The 17,453-nt window shown below is 41.4% G+C and carries 17 protein-coding genes, 3 tRNA genes and 1 other RNA gene; 4 read left to right on the top strand and 17 right to left on the bottom strand.

Annotated elements, in window-relative coordinates:
* Positions 1–172: 172 nt before the first annotated feature.
* Positions 173–1,072, top strand: a complete 900-nt coding sequence (locus tag BK582_RS22430; RefSeq protein WP_078597166.1) for a hypothetical protein — start codon at positions 173–175, stop codon at positions 1,070–1,072.
* A 293-nt stretch (positions 1,073–1,365) separates the two neighbouring features.
* On the opposite strand, the gene BK582_RS22435 is transcribed toward BK582_RS22430, so the two are convergent.
* The 8 genes from BK582_RS22435 to BK582_RS22465 form a co-directional block, all read right to left on the bottom strand.
* The gene (locus BK582_RS22435) at positions 1,366–2,934 is read right to left on the bottom strand and encodes a rhomboid family protein (RefSeq protein ID WP_078597167.1); all 1,569 of its coding nucleotides are present in this window, start codon (positions 2,932–2,934) and stop codon (positions 1,366–1,368) included.
* Entirely contained in the window at positions 2,931–3,680 is a 750-nt protein-coding gene (locus tag BK582_RS22440; RefSeq protein ID WP_169911219.1) for an HAD family hydrolase, read from the bottom strand. Before BK582_RS22440 ends, BK582_RS22435 begins: the two co-directional genes overlap by 4 nt.
* Positions 3,681–3,931: 251 nt before the next feature.
* Positions 3,932–4,108 carry a sodium:proton antiporter gene (locus BK582_RS26605; protein ID WP_139368286.1) on the bottom strand — a complete coding sequence of 59 codons (177 nt, stop codon included), beginning with the start codon at positions 4,106–4,108 and terminating at the stop codon, positions 3,932–3,934.
* 116 nt (positions 4,109–4,224) lie between these two features.
* Positions 4,225–5,244, bottom strand: coding sequence for a ThiF family adenylyltransferase (locus BK582_RS22445; protein ID WP_078597169.1), 1,020 nt, complete (start codon positions 5,242–5,244; stop codon positions 4,225–4,227).
* A gap of 14 nt (positions 5,245–5,258) precedes the next feature.
* Positions 5,259–6,059: a DUF92 domain-containing protein gene (locus tag BK582_RS22450; RefSeq protein ID WP_078597170.1), complete on the bottom strand. Its 801-nt coding sequence runs from the start codon at positions 6,057–6,059 to the stop codon at positions 5,259–5,261.
* Complete coding sequence (locus BK582_RS22455) at positions 6,056–6,661, bottom strand: 5-formyltetrahydrofolate cyclo-ligase (RefSeq protein WP_078597171.1); 606 nt, start codon at positions 6,659–6,661, stop codon at positions 6,056–6,058. The genes BK582_RS22450 and BK582_RS22455 overlap by 4 nt, the downstream gene beginning before the upstream one ends.
* Positions 6,662–6,929: 268 nt before the next feature.
* Positions 6,930–7,079 (bottom strand): 50S ribosomal protein L33, encoded by a 150-nt coding sequence (gene rpmG, locus BK582_RS22460; protein ID WP_078597172.1) that lies wholly within the window; start codon positions 7,077–7,079, stop codon positions 6,930–6,932.
* A 91-nt stretch (positions 7,080–7,170) separates the two neighbouring features.
* Positions 7,171–7,770 carry a hypothetical protein gene (locus BK582_RS22465; RefSeq protein WP_078597173.1) on the bottom strand — a complete coding sequence of 200 codons (600 nt, stop codon included), beginning with the start codon at positions 7,768–7,770 and terminating at the stop codon, positions 7,171–7,173.
* Positions 7,771–7,853: 83 nt separating this feature from the next.
* Between BK582_RS22465 and BK582_RS27360 the strand changes: the two genes are divergently transcribed.
* The 3 genes from BK582_RS27360 to BK582_RS22475 all read left to right on the top strand — a co-directional run bounded on the left by BK582_RS27360 (position 7,854) and on the right by BK582_RS22475 (position 9,227).
* Complete coding sequence (locus BK582_RS27360; RefSeq protein ID WP_169911220.1) at positions 7,854–8,000, top strand: hypothetical protein; 147 nt, start codon at positions 7,854–7,856, stop codon at positions 7,998–8,000.
* A gap of 318 nt (positions 8,001–8,318) precedes the next feature.
* Complete coding sequence (locus BK582_RS22470; RefSeq protein ID WP_078597174.1) at positions 8,319–8,657, top strand: hypothetical protein; 339 nt, start codon at positions 8,319–8,321, stop codon at positions 8,655–8,657.
* Positions 8,658–8,672: 15 nt separating this feature from the next.
* On the top strand, positions 8,673–9,227 hold the full coding sequence (locus BK582_RS22475) for a hypothetical protein (protein WP_078597175.1): 555 nt from the start codon (positions 8,673–8,675) through the stop codon (positions 9,225–9,227).
* Between the two features lie 46 nt (positions 9,228–9,273).
* Here BK582_RS22475 and BK582_RS22480 read toward each other — a convergent pair whose 3' ends face one another.
* From BK582_RS22480 to BK582_RS22520, 9 genes are all read right to left on the bottom strand, one after another.
* A complete protein-coding gene (locus BK582_RS22480; protein WP_078597176.1) occupies positions 9,274–11,295 on the bottom strand; it encodes a penicillin-binding transpeptidase domain-containing protein in 2,022 nt (673 codons plus the stop codon).
* A gap of 171 nt (positions 11,296–11,466) precedes the next feature.
* Positions 11,467–11,671: non-coding RNA, 6S RNA (gene ssrS, locus BK582_RS22485), on the bottom strand.
* A gap of 74 nt (positions 11,672–11,745) precedes the next feature.
* Complete coding sequence (locus tag BK582_RS22490) at positions 11,746–13,002, bottom strand: MFS transporter (protein WP_078597177.1); 1,257 nt, start codon at positions 13,000–13,002, stop codon at positions 11,746–11,748.
* A 730-nt stretch (positions 13,003–13,732) separates the two neighbouring features.
* Positions 13,733–14,341, bottom strand: a complete 609-nt coding sequence (locus BK582_RS22495; RefSeq protein ID WP_078597178.1) for a superoxide dismutase — start codon at positions 14,339–14,341, stop codon at positions 13,733–13,735.
* 227 nt (positions 14,342–14,568) lie between these two features.
* Positions 14,569–14,766: an iron-sulfur cluster biosynthesis family protein gene (locus tag BK582_RS22500; RefSeq protein WP_167553247.1), complete on the bottom strand. Its 198-nt coding sequence runs from the start codon at positions 14,764–14,766 to the stop codon at positions 14,569–14,571.
* A gap of 417 nt (positions 14,767–15,183) precedes the next feature.
* Positions 15,184–15,276: transfer RNA gene (locus tag BK582_RS22505), tRNA-Ser, on the bottom strand.
* 12 nt (positions 15,277–15,288) lie between these two features.
* Positions 15,289–15,365, bottom strand: a tRNA-Ile gene (locus BK582_RS22510).
* Positions 15,366–15,402: 37 nt separating this feature from the next.
* Positions 15,403–15,479: transfer RNA gene (locus tag BK582_RS22515), tRNA-Met, on the bottom strand.
* A 168-nt stretch (positions 15,480–15,647) separates the two neighbouring features.
* Complete coding sequence (locus tag BK582_RS22520; protein WP_167553248.1) at positions 15,648–17,285, bottom strand: Na/Pi cotransporter family protein; 1,638 nt, start codon at positions 17,283–17,285, stop codon at positions 15,648–15,650.
* Between the last annotated feature and the right edge of the window lie 168 nt (positions 17,286–17,453).

A 17,453-nucleotide genomic window follows, 5' to 3' on the forward strand; every position in this document is an offset into this window, starting at 1 on the left:
TCACCCCCTGTCCTTCCTACATTGTTTGCTATTTAAGAAAAAACAATACACTTTTTCCAGCAGCATCTCTAACAAGGCATTAACAGAAGAATAGCTGGCATACCCCACAACTGCTGCACATATAAGTAAATAAGACAGGCTGCAAAGCGATTTTTGCCGGGGGTGCATATTGATGCAGAGAAAAAAACAGCTGATGCTGCTAGTGATTTTATCCGTCTTGGTTACATTTATACTTTTAGTTTTTAATACTCCTTGGTTTTCTTCATCAGCTATGCGAGAATCCTTTGTATATCATCCCCAGGCTGATGAACGTCTCCTGTTTTCAGAGGCGGAAACAAAGCTTTACATTTCTGATATAAAGGATGAAAATGAATATTCCCTTGAAATGGAATATTCAGCAAGACTGAATATTCCTGCCTATTCAATTCATTCGATAGCACTGCTGTTTGAAAATGGCATACTTGTTGACTTTAAGGCAGATAAGGTGGCTAAAACCGACAATATTGAAGGTCAACTGAATTTTCATGGGAAAGACAGTGGAAGGCACGAAGCGGTTACCTACTACTATGCAGAAAGCAGGTATGGAGAAAACAGCATTAAAAGTAAGCAAACGATGAGCAGTGATATTATCTATATTACTGATTCACCATTGTCACCACTCACCAGTTTTGAAGTTCCAGGAGATGAAGAGGAGAAAAAAACAAAACAGCTGCTGGATTCCGTAATTGAACAACAGCTGAATTTTGTATGGGAAGGGTTAACCGAAGAATTTGGTTTAAACGAAGAAGAATATTTTAAAATCCCGTTAAATGAATTCCCTGAATTTTTGTCCCGGCTGCCGGAGTCTATACAGCCATCTGAAGCAGCCGAGATTACCGGGAGATTATGGGAAGGCATTTATAGATATTATATCCTTGGAGCTGATACTTTTACTGATTCCCCTTATAATCCAGCAGGAAATACAATGCCTCTTGTACTTTTACACAGGAATGGAGGACATTTAATTACAGTTTATGAGACTTCAGAGAACAATAAACAACAAATCCTTCAGCTAATCCCATATGTGCATTGATAAAGAGGGGCTGCACTCTGCCCCGGCTTTTATCACATAACATAGGAAATCAGATGGAGCCTCCTTTGCTCCGGGCTCAACATCTCTGTGATACATATAGTGAACCTTCAATCAGCGGGGGGGGGGTTTATTCATCCCCCACTGATTGTTAGTTGAACCAATCGGGATGTTAGCGTCCGTTATCTCCCACCTAAACATCTTCGCTTCCACTCATGTTTTGAGGCGGAAGTTTTTACGGACGGTTACATCGGGATAAATTTTACAGACATCCTGAGCTAATGACATACTCTATTCTAATCAATATGCTGAGAAAGTTCGGATTCCAGCTGGTTGTATGCGTCCGATTCAGGCTGGAGCTGGAGAGCTTCTTCCAGCTGTGCATAAGCTTTTTCATAATCCCCTCTCTCATAATAAATGAGCGCAAGATTAAAATGAGCTTCATGGAACATCGGGTCTCTTTCAATTGTCCGAAGCAGATTTTCTTCGGCTTCAGCTAATTCGCCCTCATTTGCCTGGATATACGCAAGCCAAAAATATGCATCTGTTAAAATTATTTCATGGTTTGGTATATCAGCTTCAATAATTGCTTCAAAATATGTCTTTGCTTCTTCCGGTTCATCATTCTGAATATACTCAATACCAGTCTGTAAGTATGCTGCATAAGACTGTCCGGTCAATTCCTGAGAGTAACCGTAAAATAACAGCGCCCCAAGTCCGGCTGCCAGCAGTCCAAGTGAAAGTACCCGGCGGCGGTTTTTGTGTTTAGGAAGCCCCATTACCGCTGAAGCCGCAAAACCGCCAACAAGACCGCCAATATGAGCACCGTTATCCACCATGGGCACCATAAACCCTATCCCGAGATTTATAAGAAGAATAACGATTACATTCATCCCCATCGTTCGGAAAAATAGCCGTTTATGCTTTACGCCAAAATAGAGTAAAGCTCCGAAACAGCCGAATATAGCTCCGCTGGCTCCTGCAGACACCTGTTCATTAAAGGCGAAGCTGGCAACAGATCCTGTCAGTCCTGCAACACCGTAGATAAAAAAGAACCTGGCAGTTCCAAAAATTCTTTCAACCGCCCCGCCCAGATAAAATAAAGCCAGCGAGTTCATTAGCAGGTGAAACACGCCAATGTGCAAAAACATAGCACTGAAAAAGCGCCACCATTCCCCCTCATATATGAGCGGGTTAAATTTAGCGCCAAAATTTATGAGCGTCTCCGGGCTTGTGGAGGAACCGTACATTTCAACTATAGTAAAAACAGCAAGAATAACACCTAAAATAAGGTATGTCAGAATCGGTTTCCCATAGAAAAACAGACCTTTTTCCTTTTCGTGGCGTGTATCAGAAGCTCTCTGCACCTCTGATTTTAATACCCTTACGATAGCTTCTTCATCCTCTAACTGTTCCGGAACCGTAAAATCCGGCATCTCCTTAAGTCTCCACTCTGTAGCCAGAGGGAAGAGCTGCTCCCTGAGGTTTTGCAGGGTCAAAAGGATCGTTCTCTGCTCGTTCTTGCCCCGGCCGGAAAGCGGCACCGGCTTATCAACCAGCTCCGAGTAATCATCTACCGGTGCATAAACAGACAGGATCACATTAACAATGTTCGCTGAACGAAGCCCGATTTGTTTTCGAAGCTGTTTACCTCGCTGATATGTTTGTTTAATGTCAGCCCTTAACTCATTACTCCAGTCCAGTTCTTTATAACTAAGGCGAATAAGCTGAAAAGGCTCTTTCCGGTCATCCTCTATCCAGACCTCGTCTCCGTTTCTCCCAATGTGAACAAGGCGCAAATCTTCCTTTATAACTAAGTAATGTATAATTTCCCAAAAGCGTAGCTTTAATAAAACTGCGTTCATGGAGTCTCCCTCCGCCCGAATATCTCCGCTAAATAATCTTTCACATCAGCCAGTTTCTTAACCGTGGCTGCTGGTCTGTGTGCCGAATCGGGAGATGCTTCTCTCGAATTCAGATATACAGCCTGCCATCCTGCATTTATAGGCCCTTCCACATCATGTTTCCATGTATCGCCCACGTAGAGAAGCTGTTCTGCTTTCAGGCATAATTTATTTTCGGCCAGCTGAAATATTTCTTTCTGAGGTTTTTCAAATCCTGCTTCTTCAGAAATAATAGTATTTTCTTTTTTTATCCATTTGTCGGCACCGATTGACTGAATTTTAGCATGCTGTGTTTTTATTTTTCCGTTTGTAATAATTGACATGCTGATTTGCTTTCGGGCTAAATATGATAATAATTCTGCCATCGCAGGGAAGGGGGTGCTAAAATCACTGACCACTTTATAATATAAAGAATGAAACCTTTCCGAAGCCTTGTCATTGCCTGGAAGATTAAAATTCTTCATTGTTTCGTTAAAGCGAATACGATGATACTCTTTTCCCGAGATTTTCTTTTTCTCAAACATACTCCAGTACTTGTCGCAGTTATTTTTAAAGATATGAAAAAACTCTTCAGGCTGGATGAGCCTGCTTTTCTCAATCTCTTTCTGAATATATGCGGAGAAGCAATATTTTATCGCCTTTTCAAATGCTTCTTCGTGGCTGTAGAGCGTATTATCCAAATCAAATCCGATTCCTTTAATCCCCACGGGCATTTCACCTCAGAATAATTATAACAATACGGGAATAATTTTACGATTAATATAAAGAAAGTAAAGAAAACTTGCCGATTGGCAAGCCTTAATAATAAGGATCTTCGGCAAAGTTCTTCACGTCCTGTGGAAGTCAGAAGCCTAGTTGCATTTATACTTTAGCCATAAAATATTCACTATGTCGAATCAGCTTCATAGCTAATATTTTATAATATCTTAAAGTGTAAAAATCCCGGCGGACCGGGATTTTAACGAAGGGCCTGAAAAAGCATTTTTTCTCTCAAAGCCGGTATTCTCATGATCATGGCGACCGACAGGCGCCTGAGCCATTTTTTCGATAAAAAGATGTTGAGTAACTTGTATTTGTTCCGGTATAAGCTGCTTAAACTGATTACTAAACCTACAAAAAACAGAATTCTTCTCATAGTAAGACCTCCTCCGTATTATCATTTTTAAAAACGGAGCTTTTTATTGATGACAAAATTTGTATTTTCATTTAATAAACTCAGAAAAACGGCTGCCCCAGGGGACAGCCGCTGCTTTACATTCCTATATATTTCGAAAAAACTGTTTTGGCACGGCTGATGTCTTCTGTCCCCTGAACAAGCACTCTTCCGTCCGGAAAAATAACAAGAGTTATATCTTCCACTTTGAGCCTTGCCCTTAAAAGGAATGGAGTCTTTTTCGTCTCAGCAACAGGGGAAAGCCGTTCTTCCCATTCACTTAAGTCCATTTTATGCTTCAGGAGTATTTGCACTGTCTCTCGGCCGCAAAGAGTTGTTACTCCGTCATCTTCTCTTTTTGTGAGCGCAGGAAAAATTTCCTGGCCGCATGTTTCGCAGCCTTCCCGCCTTTTTCCTAACTGAAGATTATAACTATGGTTGTTCCAGACATCAAATGTAGTAAGCTCCCCGCGTAATTTTTCCGTGTTTCCTGTTAAATATTTCAGAGCTTCGATTGTCTGCATGCTTGCAGAAATATCAACGACGGGCGCTAGCACTCCGATAGTATCACATGTCTGGCCGCCACTCCCTCCATCAGGAAAAAGACAGCGGAGACACGGTGTTTCTCCCGGTATCAAAAGTGCGCTCATTCCTCTTGAGCTCACCGCCCCTCCATAAACAAAAGGAATATTGTATTTATATGACACATCATTGATTAAATATCGTGTCTGGAAATTGTCTGTACCATCCATAATAATATCCACACCATCAATAAAATCTTCCATATTGTCCGCATTTATATCAGTGACGTGGCCTTCGATTCTTACTTCACTATTCAGTTTTTTTAGTTTTAATTCTGCTGCAGCTGCTTTTGGCATATATTTCTCAACATCTTCTTCGTCAAATAACATCTGCCTTTGCAGATTGCTTTTTTCTACATAGTCCCGGTCACAAAAAACTACATGGCCGATTCCGGCTCTTACCAGATGGTTTGCAATCACAGTTCCCAGAGCGCCCATACCGATAATCAGTACTTTTGAATCTTTAAGTTTTTGCTGTCCCTTTTCGCCTATCGGCTTAAAAAGCATCTGTCTCGAATACCTCGTCCAGTCTTCCATAAGTAACACCTGCCTTACGTGAATATTGCCAGACCTGCCAGCCATACGAATAATACGGCGGAAGCTGTACATATATAATTGACCGCATCATTTGTAACTTTCCGTGACCCTTTAATCAGTCTCGTATTTTTACCGCAATGCTTCCTTCTTTCTGTTATTTCACTGCATTCTCTGCATTTATATAAGCCCTGGAAATAAGCTCCGGCAATGCTGTCTGCCCATTGGCCTGCAAAACCTGCCAGTGCGGCCAGCACAAACAGTTCAGGAGAAACGGACAGCTTATCAGGTCCCGTTCCGGCAGCTAATAAAAAATATGCAGCACCTGTGACGAAGACACTTCCAGCCAGCGCAGCTCCTGTTCCAAGAGCGGTAATGCCTCCTGACTGCCCTGCAGGTACTGGCCGGAGTGTAAATATTCGCACGGGCTGTTTTTTACTTTTCTTCCCCGCTTCAGTTGCCCATGTGTCACTTGCTGCGGCAGCCAGGGCTGCAACGAATGAAACAGCCCATAAAATATGCCCGGTATATCCATATAAAACAGCACAAGCCGCGGCCACCCCTCCATTCGCCCCGACCTGGCCAGCATCCCTTCTTCCACCTTTTTCTTCCATCAAGCTTTCGTTGCTGCTTTTTAAAACCCTTCCAAGAAAAGTGGATGAAACAAAGAAGACAGCCAGAACTGCCAGCCCGAACAGAGACAGTCCGAAAAGAACAAAAAGCCCGGCAGTTACTGCGGCTATGGCACCGCTTCCTGATAATGCATCCTTTCTGTATGCCAGGAACGCAAAGAAAATAACCGCAATAAAATAAATCATTTTTTTATCGCCTTGACCGGTGAAATAATATAATTCACAGGTATATCAAAGGAATCATGGGGGAGCTTCCGGACAAGCTGGAAATCATAGCATAGAGAACATGTCTTTATGTCCCTGCCTTCCAGAAATCGGTCATAGTAGCCTCCGCCGTAACCTATTCTGTAGCCTTCTTCATCAAACACAAGACCCGGCACAAGCAATAATTCCATCTCTTCAGGGGTTATTTTCAAAGTTTTGGAAGGTATCGGTTCCTTTAGCCCGTAAAAACTTTCTTCAAGGTCTTCAAAAGAAGAAAACTCATAAAAAATAAGCTGTCTGTTTTCAGGGAAGCATTTCGGTGCTGCAATTCGCTTATTTTCTTCCCAGGCCTGTTTAATAATGCTGTACGTATCTAATTCATTGCCAACAGAGATCGTGGTACCCACAACGTCTGCTTTTTTCCATAATTCTGACGTGAATAGTTTTTCCTGTACCGTTTTTGATTGTTCCTTCATTTCGGCCTGAGAGAGTTCGTTCATCACTTTTTTTATTTCTTTCCGCCACTGGCTCTTATCCATCTCACTCACCCTGTTTCCTGTTTTGTCTCCTAAATAGTTTAACACAAAGTGAACCTTCAATCAGTGGGGGCTTTTATTCATCCCCCACTGATTGTTAGTTGAACCGATCGGGATGTTATCGTCCGTTATCTCCCGCCTGAACATCTTCGCTTCCACTCCTGTTTTGAGGCGGGAGTTTTACGGACGGTTACATCGGGATAAAGTAACTTGCCAATCAGTGAGTCTGCCCGGCAGTATGAACCAATATATGCAGAAAAAATAAAAAAGAGCGGCAAAATCTTTGATAAGATTCCTTCCGCTCTCTTTTTGCTACTTATTTTGTTTCACGGTGCAACGTGTGACGCTTCAATCTCGGGCTGTATTTTTTAAGCTCTAGACGTTCCGGATTTTGACGTTTATTTTTAGTAGTAATGTAGTTGCGGTCGCCTGTCTCTGTGCAAGCTAACGTTACTTGTACACGCATGTTTATCCCTCCAACTCTGTCTGTTCTTACTCATACTTTAAAATAATAACAAAATCAGCGGAGAGATTCAAGAGAAAGAAAATTCTGTAATTTAAACTGGTACTTCTCTTTTTCTTAACAGGCACTGATATTGTAAATGTACTTCTTCTAATTCCTGGAGATTCTCTCCTGAAAAAGACCATTCGTATAAATAACCTGAACTGTTTTTTTTCATAGAAAAACAATATTCTGTTCCCCAGCCGCTGCTCTGCTTAGAAAGAGGCTGCATATTAAAAGGTTTCCCTTTCAGCCAGTCAACGGTTTCTACTTGTACTGTACTGAACTGATTTCCGGTTCCGGAGCTTCCTACACCTCCAAACAGCCGATAATAAACATCATCATATGTAACAAGGGCATTTCGCGTAGAAGAATAATAAACAAATGGAATGTCACTTGCCGTTTCCACCTTGTAATCTACTAAAATTGAAAAATTGAGATCCTTGCCAGATCTGTTTACAAATACAAGTTTATTCAATTCATTCTGAACAGGCTTAACAGGCAATTCAAGCCACTTCCAGGCCAGCTTTTCGCTCCAGCCTTCCTGAAAATGGTTGAGCTCCGCAGGTGTTATACTGATTGTTTCTCCAGACTCCATTTTAATTACATATTCCTTAATAAATCCGGCCTTTATATCCGGGGGCTGTGTTGCCATTATCACCACTCCTTATTAATTTTTAAAATGAATGAATTTCATCTATAGACTTTGCATAAAAACAGACGGACATTACTTTTCGATTGAAGCGTAAGACGGCGACTCTTGCGGGAACAGCGCGAGCTGAAAATCCATTTTTGACGGCTGAACGCCGTCAAAAATTAGTTGAAGCCGTGCCCGCAGAACGCGTCCGTCTGAAGCGTAAATCGAACAATAAAGTAACATTATAAGATAGTGTTCGTATTAATTATGAAAATCTTGAATTATGAAATTGATTCAAATATAAAATAAAATGCCTGGCTCGTCCTTTTTATTTAAATATAAATATATGGATTCCAGTATGGGCATAAGTTAAACCTTGAAAGATGCTGTATTACCATCTTACCCACTCTTCGGGACTTGAACAAGAAGGTATTTTTGTCATAATTTGTTCTATTATCCCCAGGTCGTACAGTTGGATATAGCTTTTATTTTTTCTCCAAGAGGAAGCTGAATGTGCTATAATTATAAATGTTTGCTGAGAATTAATATTTATCGGAGGAAAGATAATGGAATTAATGATTGTTAGTTTATTAGGAGCCGGCTGTTTGTTAATCCTCGTTTCCCTGCTTCAGAAGGATCCGGCAAAAGAAGTGGAAAAACAGGTGGAAAATGTCTCTATTCAGCTTATGCAGGAGATGTACCAGCTTCGTAAAAAAGTTAGTTTACTTGAAGAGGAACACATGCTTAGTACTCCTGTACATAAAGCTGAGAATACAGTGGATGAACAGTCTTTATCGAGAGATTATGTCTTATCTCTTCATGAAGAAGGTCTCTCCGTCGCTGACATAGCAGGGATGACACAATACAGCGAGGAAGAAATTGAAAATATCCTTGCAAACGATTAGAAAGGAAGAAGTAATGTGTCTTTAAAATATACTTTAAGAGGTACCGGTATCGGATTGGTTGCAGCAGGAGCAGTTATTGCAGGAATTCAATATATGGGAATCACAGAGGCAGATTTCGAGACGGGTGCTCAAGCCTCAGAATTAAATATTGAGGAAGCGCTTGCCCTTCTGGAAGACCATACGGAATTCTTTGTTATACCTGAGAAGAAATACAATGAGCTTACAACTACTCTTTCTGAAACTGAGCTGGAACTCGAAGCGTTAAAGGAAGAAAAGGAAAAAAGAGAAGCTGAAAGCAACGAAGAAGCTGAATCTGCAGAAGAAGGTACGGATGAAGAAACGAATGAAGAAGCCCCGGCAATCGTAAACCAGACGATCTTCAGCATTGAAGCAGGAATGAACTCTAAAGATATTGCTGCTGAACTGAAAGTACTGGAAATCATTGAGGATGAAAGAGAGTTTGAACGATATTTGCTTGATCAGGAAGTGGACCGCTATTTAAGAACAGGGCGTTACCGCCTGGACAGCGGGATGAGTTTCCAGGAGATCGTCACCGTTTTAACAAATTAAAAATGAATCAAAAAAAGGAACCCACACTCGTGGGTTCCTTTTTCGTTTATTCTTCATCGTTATCTTCGCTGACTTCCCTCTCCTGTGGCCCGTTTCTTTCTTCCTGTAATTCAAAATAAGCGTCAAGAGAAGCTCTAGCAATTCCGTTAGCGACACCTGATCTTTCCCGGTCCACACCAGGAACGACAACAGTAACGGTCACTTCCGGATTATCATAAGGAGCGTACCCTACGTAGGTCTGGTTGTTAGCTCTCTCTCCGTCAACAAATACCTGGGCTGTACCTGTCTTTCCAGCTGAACTGTATGAAGCATCAGCAAAGAATCTGGTAGCAGTACCATTAGAACCATTATTTACTCTGTAAAACCCTTCCTGTACTCTCCTGATGTAGCTTTCGTCCACATCAATTTTATTTAAGACCTTAGGTGCCATTTGCTGTGACAGCCTTCCAAGCTCCTCTTTTGAGCTGCCAGGTTCCCGTATTTCCTGAACAAGACGAGGCGCGACCCTGTAACCACCGTTTGCTATTGTTGAAATATACTGGGAAAGCTGCATAGGAGTATATGTGTCAAACTGCCCGAATGACAAATACAGTAAACGACCTGGTTCGGCCCGGCCTCCGTTAAGGCCTGATGTCTCACTTGGCAGATCTATTCCAGTTTGGACACCAAGACCAAACTGGGCAAAATAATCCCTCAAAAAGTCGTACCCCGCAAAATAGTTGCCCCAATTTCTCCCTGAGACACCAGGTATATAGCCAATCTTCCTCATAGCGACTTCAATCATATAAATATTGGAAGACTGTTCAAGTGCCTGAAGATCGTTTATTCTTCCTAAAGGTCTGTGTGAACTGATATCCGGGGTATCCGGAAGCTGCACTGTTCTGTCAATGATTGTAGTCCCTGGCGGCATAACGCCGGAATCATAGCCGGCAAGCACAGTAGCCCCCTTTATAGTAGATCCCATCTCGTAAGCACTGTTAATGATAGGGAGGGGAGACATGTGTTCGTTATAACCTGCCATTGCGAGGATGTCTCCAGTATCCGGCTCCATCATAACTACGTATGCTTCAGGGGTATCAAGAAGAATATCACTTCTTGCATCATTCATTGCCTCTTCCAGAATTTCTTCCACCTCTTGCTGTAATTCCATATCGAAAGAAAGAATTAAATCATTCCCCCGGCTTCCGAGTCTTTCCTCCGGGTTCCGCAAGAAGTCCCCATCCTGATTCATAAAGTTTTCAAGTTCCCCTTTTCGGCCTCTCAGCACTGACTCATACTGTGCTTCAAGGTAACTTATGCCGACCTCTTCATTTCTCTCATATCCGTTGGAAAGGAAATAATCCAGGTCATCACGAGGAATGGATCCCACCCTGCCGAAAACGCCAGTCAGAGAATCTCCATAAACATATTTCCTTTCAGAATCACGGATGATATCCACTCCTGGTAGCTCTTCCATATTTTCCATTATCTGTGCAGCTTCTTCATAAGTAATTCCTTGTTTTACTTTATGCGGCAGATTATTATACCCTGCGTTAAATTCTCTCCAGAGAGCAAAAATTTCCATCTCTTCTCTGGTAAAGGATTCTAATTCACTATCTGTTATTGAATCAATCCTTCTCTGATGAGCATCACTATCACTGAGCCCCTCGGAAGCAGCTTCTTCCACACTTAGTTTTTCTAAGTATTCGTCAGGATTTAAGATTGACCAATATTCCCTCAAATCCCTGTCCCCAGGGTTGTCGTTTTCCACTGTAATATATTCGTTTAATTTTTTTGCCGTTTCAATCATCTCATCCTGTGAAGTCCGCCGGTTTGTATAAGTAACAGTAAACAGCAGCTCATTATCCACAAGTAAATTTCCAAACCTGTCATACATCAGGCCTCTGGGCGCTTCAACAGGAGAACTGATATTTATAGTTCTTTCAAGCTGTTCTTCAAAATCTTCCCCCTGCACAATCTGTACTACTCCAAGGCGAAGAATCAGTGCAGAAAACAATACGAAAACAAGAAAAAATAATATATTAAGACGGACAGGCAGATGATTTTTCTTTACTTTCTTTTCATTCATATATGACAAATTCCTTTCTCAGCATGTAACTTTACTATGACAGCTGCTGTTATAACAACGACAGCATTTAAACTTAGCAAAATCTACAGCAACAGCCTTTGCTCCATAATTATTATCAGCGAAAAAGTATTTATGCGCAACAATAGACACCTCTGAAAGGTGTCTATTAATGGTTTGCCCGCAATGCGGTTATCTTCCAGATTTCACGAACCCGCACTAGGCAGGTGGGTGCCTTCAAAAACATTTCCAGCTTCCTGCCGAAGTACTGAACGTACCATTAACCAGGCATGCTGTACGTGTTCTAATATTAGGCTCCCAATGTGAATTGGTGTTCGGTTCGAATTAAACTCGAAGTTCACCAACACCGCAGGCAGCATTGTTTTTTCCTAATTAATTTAACAATATTATATCATATTCATCTGTTTTTTCAATCAATACAATAGTCCTGCTTTATCTCTCTTTTTGGACATTAACCGACCCTTTTTTGACTCCAGGCTGTAAATTTATCTCACGAATGAACCAGTAGATCAGCATATGCCCGGACCCTAATATTGCAAGGGCGAACGGAATTCCTGTCTTTTCCCCGAAAAGAAGGATAAACACCATTAATATGGCGATAGATATGATCCTCCCGCTGTTAATAAACAGTTCTCTTACTACAATATACTCCACCCTCATTTCTGCTGCCTTCCAACCCTTTCCAATGACATCGTAAGTAAGGGAAACGTAAGGTACAAGGAGCAGAGGATAAGCTGCTGAGACAATAACTCCGTAAATTATTAAACGGGTAAACGACAGTTCAAATAAAATGATAAAAATAGCTGCGTAAAGCACTATACCACCAATCAGAATTGCCTTTTTCCGATAGACAGGCTTCAGGAACCTCCCTACACAATAATAAACGACGAAGGAAACTCCTGATGCAATCAGTCCATATGTACCGATCGCAAGCTCACTTCCGGTTGTCACATATACCCACAGGACTATTATAAAGATAAAGCTTCCTTCCCGCAGTCCCTGTAAAAAGTTTGCTTTTAAAATTCTTCCCCAGTTTTTGTACTTTTTTCTCAGCCTCATGATTTCCCTCAGGTGATACTGGCCATCAGCAGCTCTCCGTTTAATGAAAAAACTTAAAATAACAGCCAGCAAAAACATGCCAAGTGAAATACCAAAAATAAGCCGGTACCCTGTAAGCTTTTCCATATGAGTAATAAGAAACCCAGCACTAAACGGGCCGATCATTCCGGAAAATGATGTTAACAGACCGAGAAAGCCATTAAATATATCCCTCGTTTCCGGTTCAGTAATTTCAAACGTCAAAATATTGAAGGACAGCCAGTAAAATCCGTACCCGATACCAAGCAGTGAACCAAGCACCAATAAATAGCTGCCGGCATTTTCTCCAAGAAACAAAACTGTAAAGAAAAATACGGATAAAAATATTACACCAAGACGCAGCACCACTACCCGGTCAATTTTCTTTGCCCACCGGCCCGCAAGTATAAATGTCAGAAGCTGCAGGACTACGACAGCCAGATTGTATGCCGCAAGGTCCATAAATTGTCCTGATTGTTTCCACAGATATACGTTCACAAAAGTATTGGAAAGGGCAACACTTAATGAATATAATCCACCGATTACAAGAAGCAGTATCAGGTCTTTCGTGATCTCCGGCCCGCCTGTAACCGTCTGTAATAATTTCTTCATTAGAACCGCACTCCTTTTGCAGTAACAATAACTATTGTGCCACTTAGCATGAAAGGATATGCGGTAACTGCAAAAACACACTGCGTTCATTGTGCCAGTCCATTTTACGGGCAGCTCGAAATAAAATAGACTCTAATTAAGTATAAAGCTCTGTTAAACTTTAGTGTTGATTTTCACTACAGAACACTCGCTTGCACACAGGCATAAGCACACAACTTCTGCCTACTACATAGCCAATTAAAGAAAAGCGCAAGCGCCTTGGTCACGAGCGGCGCTTTATATCTGCAACGAGTAACCGCTGCTCCAGTGGTCCAGACACTGCCTCTTCCTCCTCGATTGTATATCCGGTGTTGTTGTTGAGCTAATTGCTGCTCTTTCGTACGTTTTGTGGCATTGGTCAACCGATTCAATTCCTGAATCAGCTTCAATTCATCCCTTGAGTGAGTGATTCGGAGGACAGCATAATTAGATTGCTGCTTTTTCCTCTTCATCCAGTACTTCGAGGTGCTTCAGCAGAGAGATGCAAATTCAGGTAGCAGCCTGCCTGAAGTGACCTCGAGTAGCTGTCTCTTCCTCTTCCAGCAGAGCTTCGATGTGTATCCGTCGAGACAACTCGAAGCATAATCGTGATGAAAACGCTCGTCGCTGGAGCTGGACGACTTATCCACAGAATTAAACTTTTATAATTTCCTAAATAAAAAAGCTGCCCTGCTAAGGACAGCTTCAGTAATTATTTTGCTTCGTTGTAACGCTTGGAAACTTCTTCCCAGTTAATTACGTTGAAGAACGCATCCACATAATCAGGACGCTTGTTTTGGTATTTTAAGTAGTAAGCATGCTCCCAAACATCCACTCCAAGGATTGGTGTTACGCCTTCCATGATTGGAGAATCCTGGTTTGGAGTGCTTGTAACTTCTACTTTTCCTCCTTTAACAACAAGCCATGCCCAGCCGGAACCAAAACGAGTTAAAGCAGCATTTTTAAACTCTTCTTTGAACTTATCTAAGCTTCCGAAAGCATTGTTAATTGCATCTGCAAGATCGCCAGAAGGCTCTCCGCCGCCGTCTGGAGACATGATCTGCCAGAATAATGTATGGTTGTAGTGTCCACCGCCGTTGTTACGTACAGCACCACGAATGTTCTCAGGAACCGCGTCAAGGTTACCAAGTAAATCCTCTAAACTCTTCTCCTGTAAATCACTGTGACCTTCAAGAGCATCGTTTAACTTTGTTACATAAGTGTTATGATGCTTTCCGTGGTGGATTTTCATTGTTTCTTCATCAATATAAGGTGTTAATGCGTCTGCTGAATAAGGTAGTTCTGGTAAAGTAAAAGCCATTTCATATCTCCTCCTTTAGTAGTATGTAGGTACAGAGCTTATCCGCACCGTACTGGCAATATTTAATCAAAACAGTTAAATATTACCCTATTCAATCTAAACATTATCAAATATTGAACCGCCTTTCAAATATTTGAACTTGCAATAGCACAAAAAACAGGCATAAAAAGTATACCCGCCAAGCCGTAATTTAAATCTGTCTTATCCTTCGAAGCTTCTGGAAATCACTACAGTGATTTCAGCTTCATCCTGGGATTAAAAATCTGATTATCACTTCTAAGCAGGAAACTTTGCGCCTTGCTGTTAAAATCAATTTTCATGTTTTCATCATAAGCCCACTCATATTGTTTTTCAACAGCTAAAGTAAGAATATTTCTGTCAGTTTCAGCAATCAGGTGGCTGTCGTCTGTTTGTTCTGTTTCCAACAGAACAGGAATCCCATTAACTGTTCAGCCATCCTCTGTATCATAATGAATCAGAATACTGTTTTTGGAAATGGAAGTACAATTCTTCTTTAACTCTTCCAAAGCAGTGTCAGTGACTTCTATAAACACATCTCTCACTCCTGTTAAGTTATTACTTATTGTTATACCCCGGAAAAAAAATCCTGTAATCATTGATTGTAAACTTAATACCATTCCAGGCCGCAATTACCGATCGTATCATTTTTGACTACATTAAGAAAGTGTTTTGCTTTCTGCCAGGTAATACACGGCTCTCTTTCAGCCTGTCAGACATACGACAGCTTAACCTCAAATTTTACAATTTATCCTCCACTTATACAAAAAAAAACGATCTGTACGCTCTAAGCATACACACCGCTGGTTCAATGGTTTTAATTATGGCGGAGGAAGAGGGATTCGAACCCCCGCGGGCTTTGACACCCCTGTCGGTTTTCAAGACCGATCCCTTCAGCCAGACTTGGGTATTCCTCCGTGGAATACAAATGGTGGACCCTGTAGGACTCGAACCTACGACCAACCGGTTATGAGCCGGTTGCTCTAACCAACTGAGCTAAGGGTCCATTTAGAAAAGTCTTTCATTGCTTTTCTTTGCATTATTGGTAGCGGCGGAGGGGATCGAACCCCCGACCTCACGGGTATGAACCGTACGCTCTAGCCAGCTGAGCTACACCGCCACATTTTATTCAGAGACAATGAATATAATAGCATGTCATTCGTTTTACTGTCAACGTTTTTTAATAAATCTTATTTACGTGGAAAACACGGCCACTGTCCAGCCGGAAATCATCCTGAAAACAAAAGCCGGACAGTAACCATATTGGCTTACAGTCCGGCTTTACTATTTATTCTTCACCAATTACTGCTTCTGCAATATTTACAGCATGATCGCCGATTCTTTCCAGGTTACTGATCATATCTGCAAATATTATTCCTGCTGATGGTTCACAACGGCCTTCGTTCAGTCTGATAATATGCTCTTTACGAAGCTGCCTTTCCATCTTATCTATCTTCTCTTCTTTAAGAACTACCGCACGAGCTTCGCCAATGTCATCATTCTCAAGAGATTTAATAGCCTGTCCTACTGTCTCAATTGTTAAATTGAACATTTCATCCAGATCATTCATAGCATCAGGGGACATCTTCACTTTATTAGCAACTTGATATTCAGCAAGTTCAATAATGTTTTCCATGTGATCCCCAATTCTTTCAACATCTCTGACAGTTCCCATTAATGTGGAGTGAATAGCAGAATCATGATCTGACAGAGAGTTAGCGGATATCTTCACAAGGTAATCTGTAATTTTTCTGTCCAGATTATTAATTGCGTCCTCAAACTGATACGCAAGTTCAGCATGGCGTTTTTGTTTTGTCTGTACGAATTGAGAAGCTTCAGCAAGCCCCTGTTCAGACAACTCAGCCATACGCAAAGTTTCCTTCTTCGCCTGGCCCAAAGCTATAGAGGATGATTGCTGGATAAGCACAGGGTCAAGATGCTGCGCCTTATATTCAATAACATTTTCCTTCCCTGGTATCAGCTTTGTTACTATCAGCGCCAGCACTGCTACGAACGGAAGCTGAATAATAACGTTAGAAACGTTAAATATACCATGAGCCACGGCAATGGTCATTTCTGGATTTAACTGCCATGCTGCCTGAATGTATTGCATCATTGCGATGTAAGGATTAATGACAATCAGAACGATAATTGTACCGACTAAATTAAAAATAACATGGGTTAAAGCTGCACGCTTTGCTGCCAGAGAAGCTCCTAAAGCTGCAAGCACAGCTGTTATCGTTGTACCTATATTATCCCCGAATAAAACCGGGAGTGCCGCGCTGAGTTCCATAGCTCCCTGAGCATAAAGCTGCTGCAGCAGACCAATTGCTGCTGATGAGCTTTGAACAGCTACAGTAAAGATAGTACCAATAAGTACACCAAGAAGGGGATTCTCACTCATCGTTACAGTGAGCTCTGCAAAGACATCAAGCTCCCGCAGCGGGTATAAACCCTGTCCCATAAGGTTAAGTCCATAGAATAACGCTCCAAAACCAAAGAATACCTGACCTATATTATTAGCTTTTTTATTCTTCAGGAAAAAGATCAGGAAAGTCCCTATTGCAATAATAGGTAAAGCATAATCGGATATTTTAAGACCGATAATAAATGCAGTCACTGTTGTACCAATATTCGCTCCCATGATAACCCCGATTGACTGCCGAAGAGTCATGAATCCGGCATTAACCAATCCAATGGCAAGAACGGTGGTACCAGTACTCGTCTGTAGTAATATTGTAACTATAATACCTGCTATAACACCCATTATTGGATTGCTTGTAAATTTATCAAGAACATCCCGCAGCCTGTCCCCCGCTGTTTTTTGGAGGCCATCACCCATATATTTAATCCCGAACAGGAAAATAGCCAGTCCACCAAAGAACATAAATAGAAGATCTCTTAACGCTACATCCAACAACCTCATCCCCTTATTTCAGCATATGACACGTTTTTTCAATACCTTACAAATCATACTTGCAAATTATTAACTTTTTGTTAACCAATTGTAAAGATTTTATTAAGTTTTTGCCATAGACAATCCTACACTGTTTCGACAAAAAAGCCAATGCTTGTTTGAAAGTTTTCTATCATA

Origin of the sequence: Evansella clarkii (assembly GCF_002019695.1) — a bacterium.
Classification (GTDB): Bacteria; Bacillota; Bacilli; order Bacillales; family Salisediminibacteriaceae; genus Evansella; species Evansella clarkii.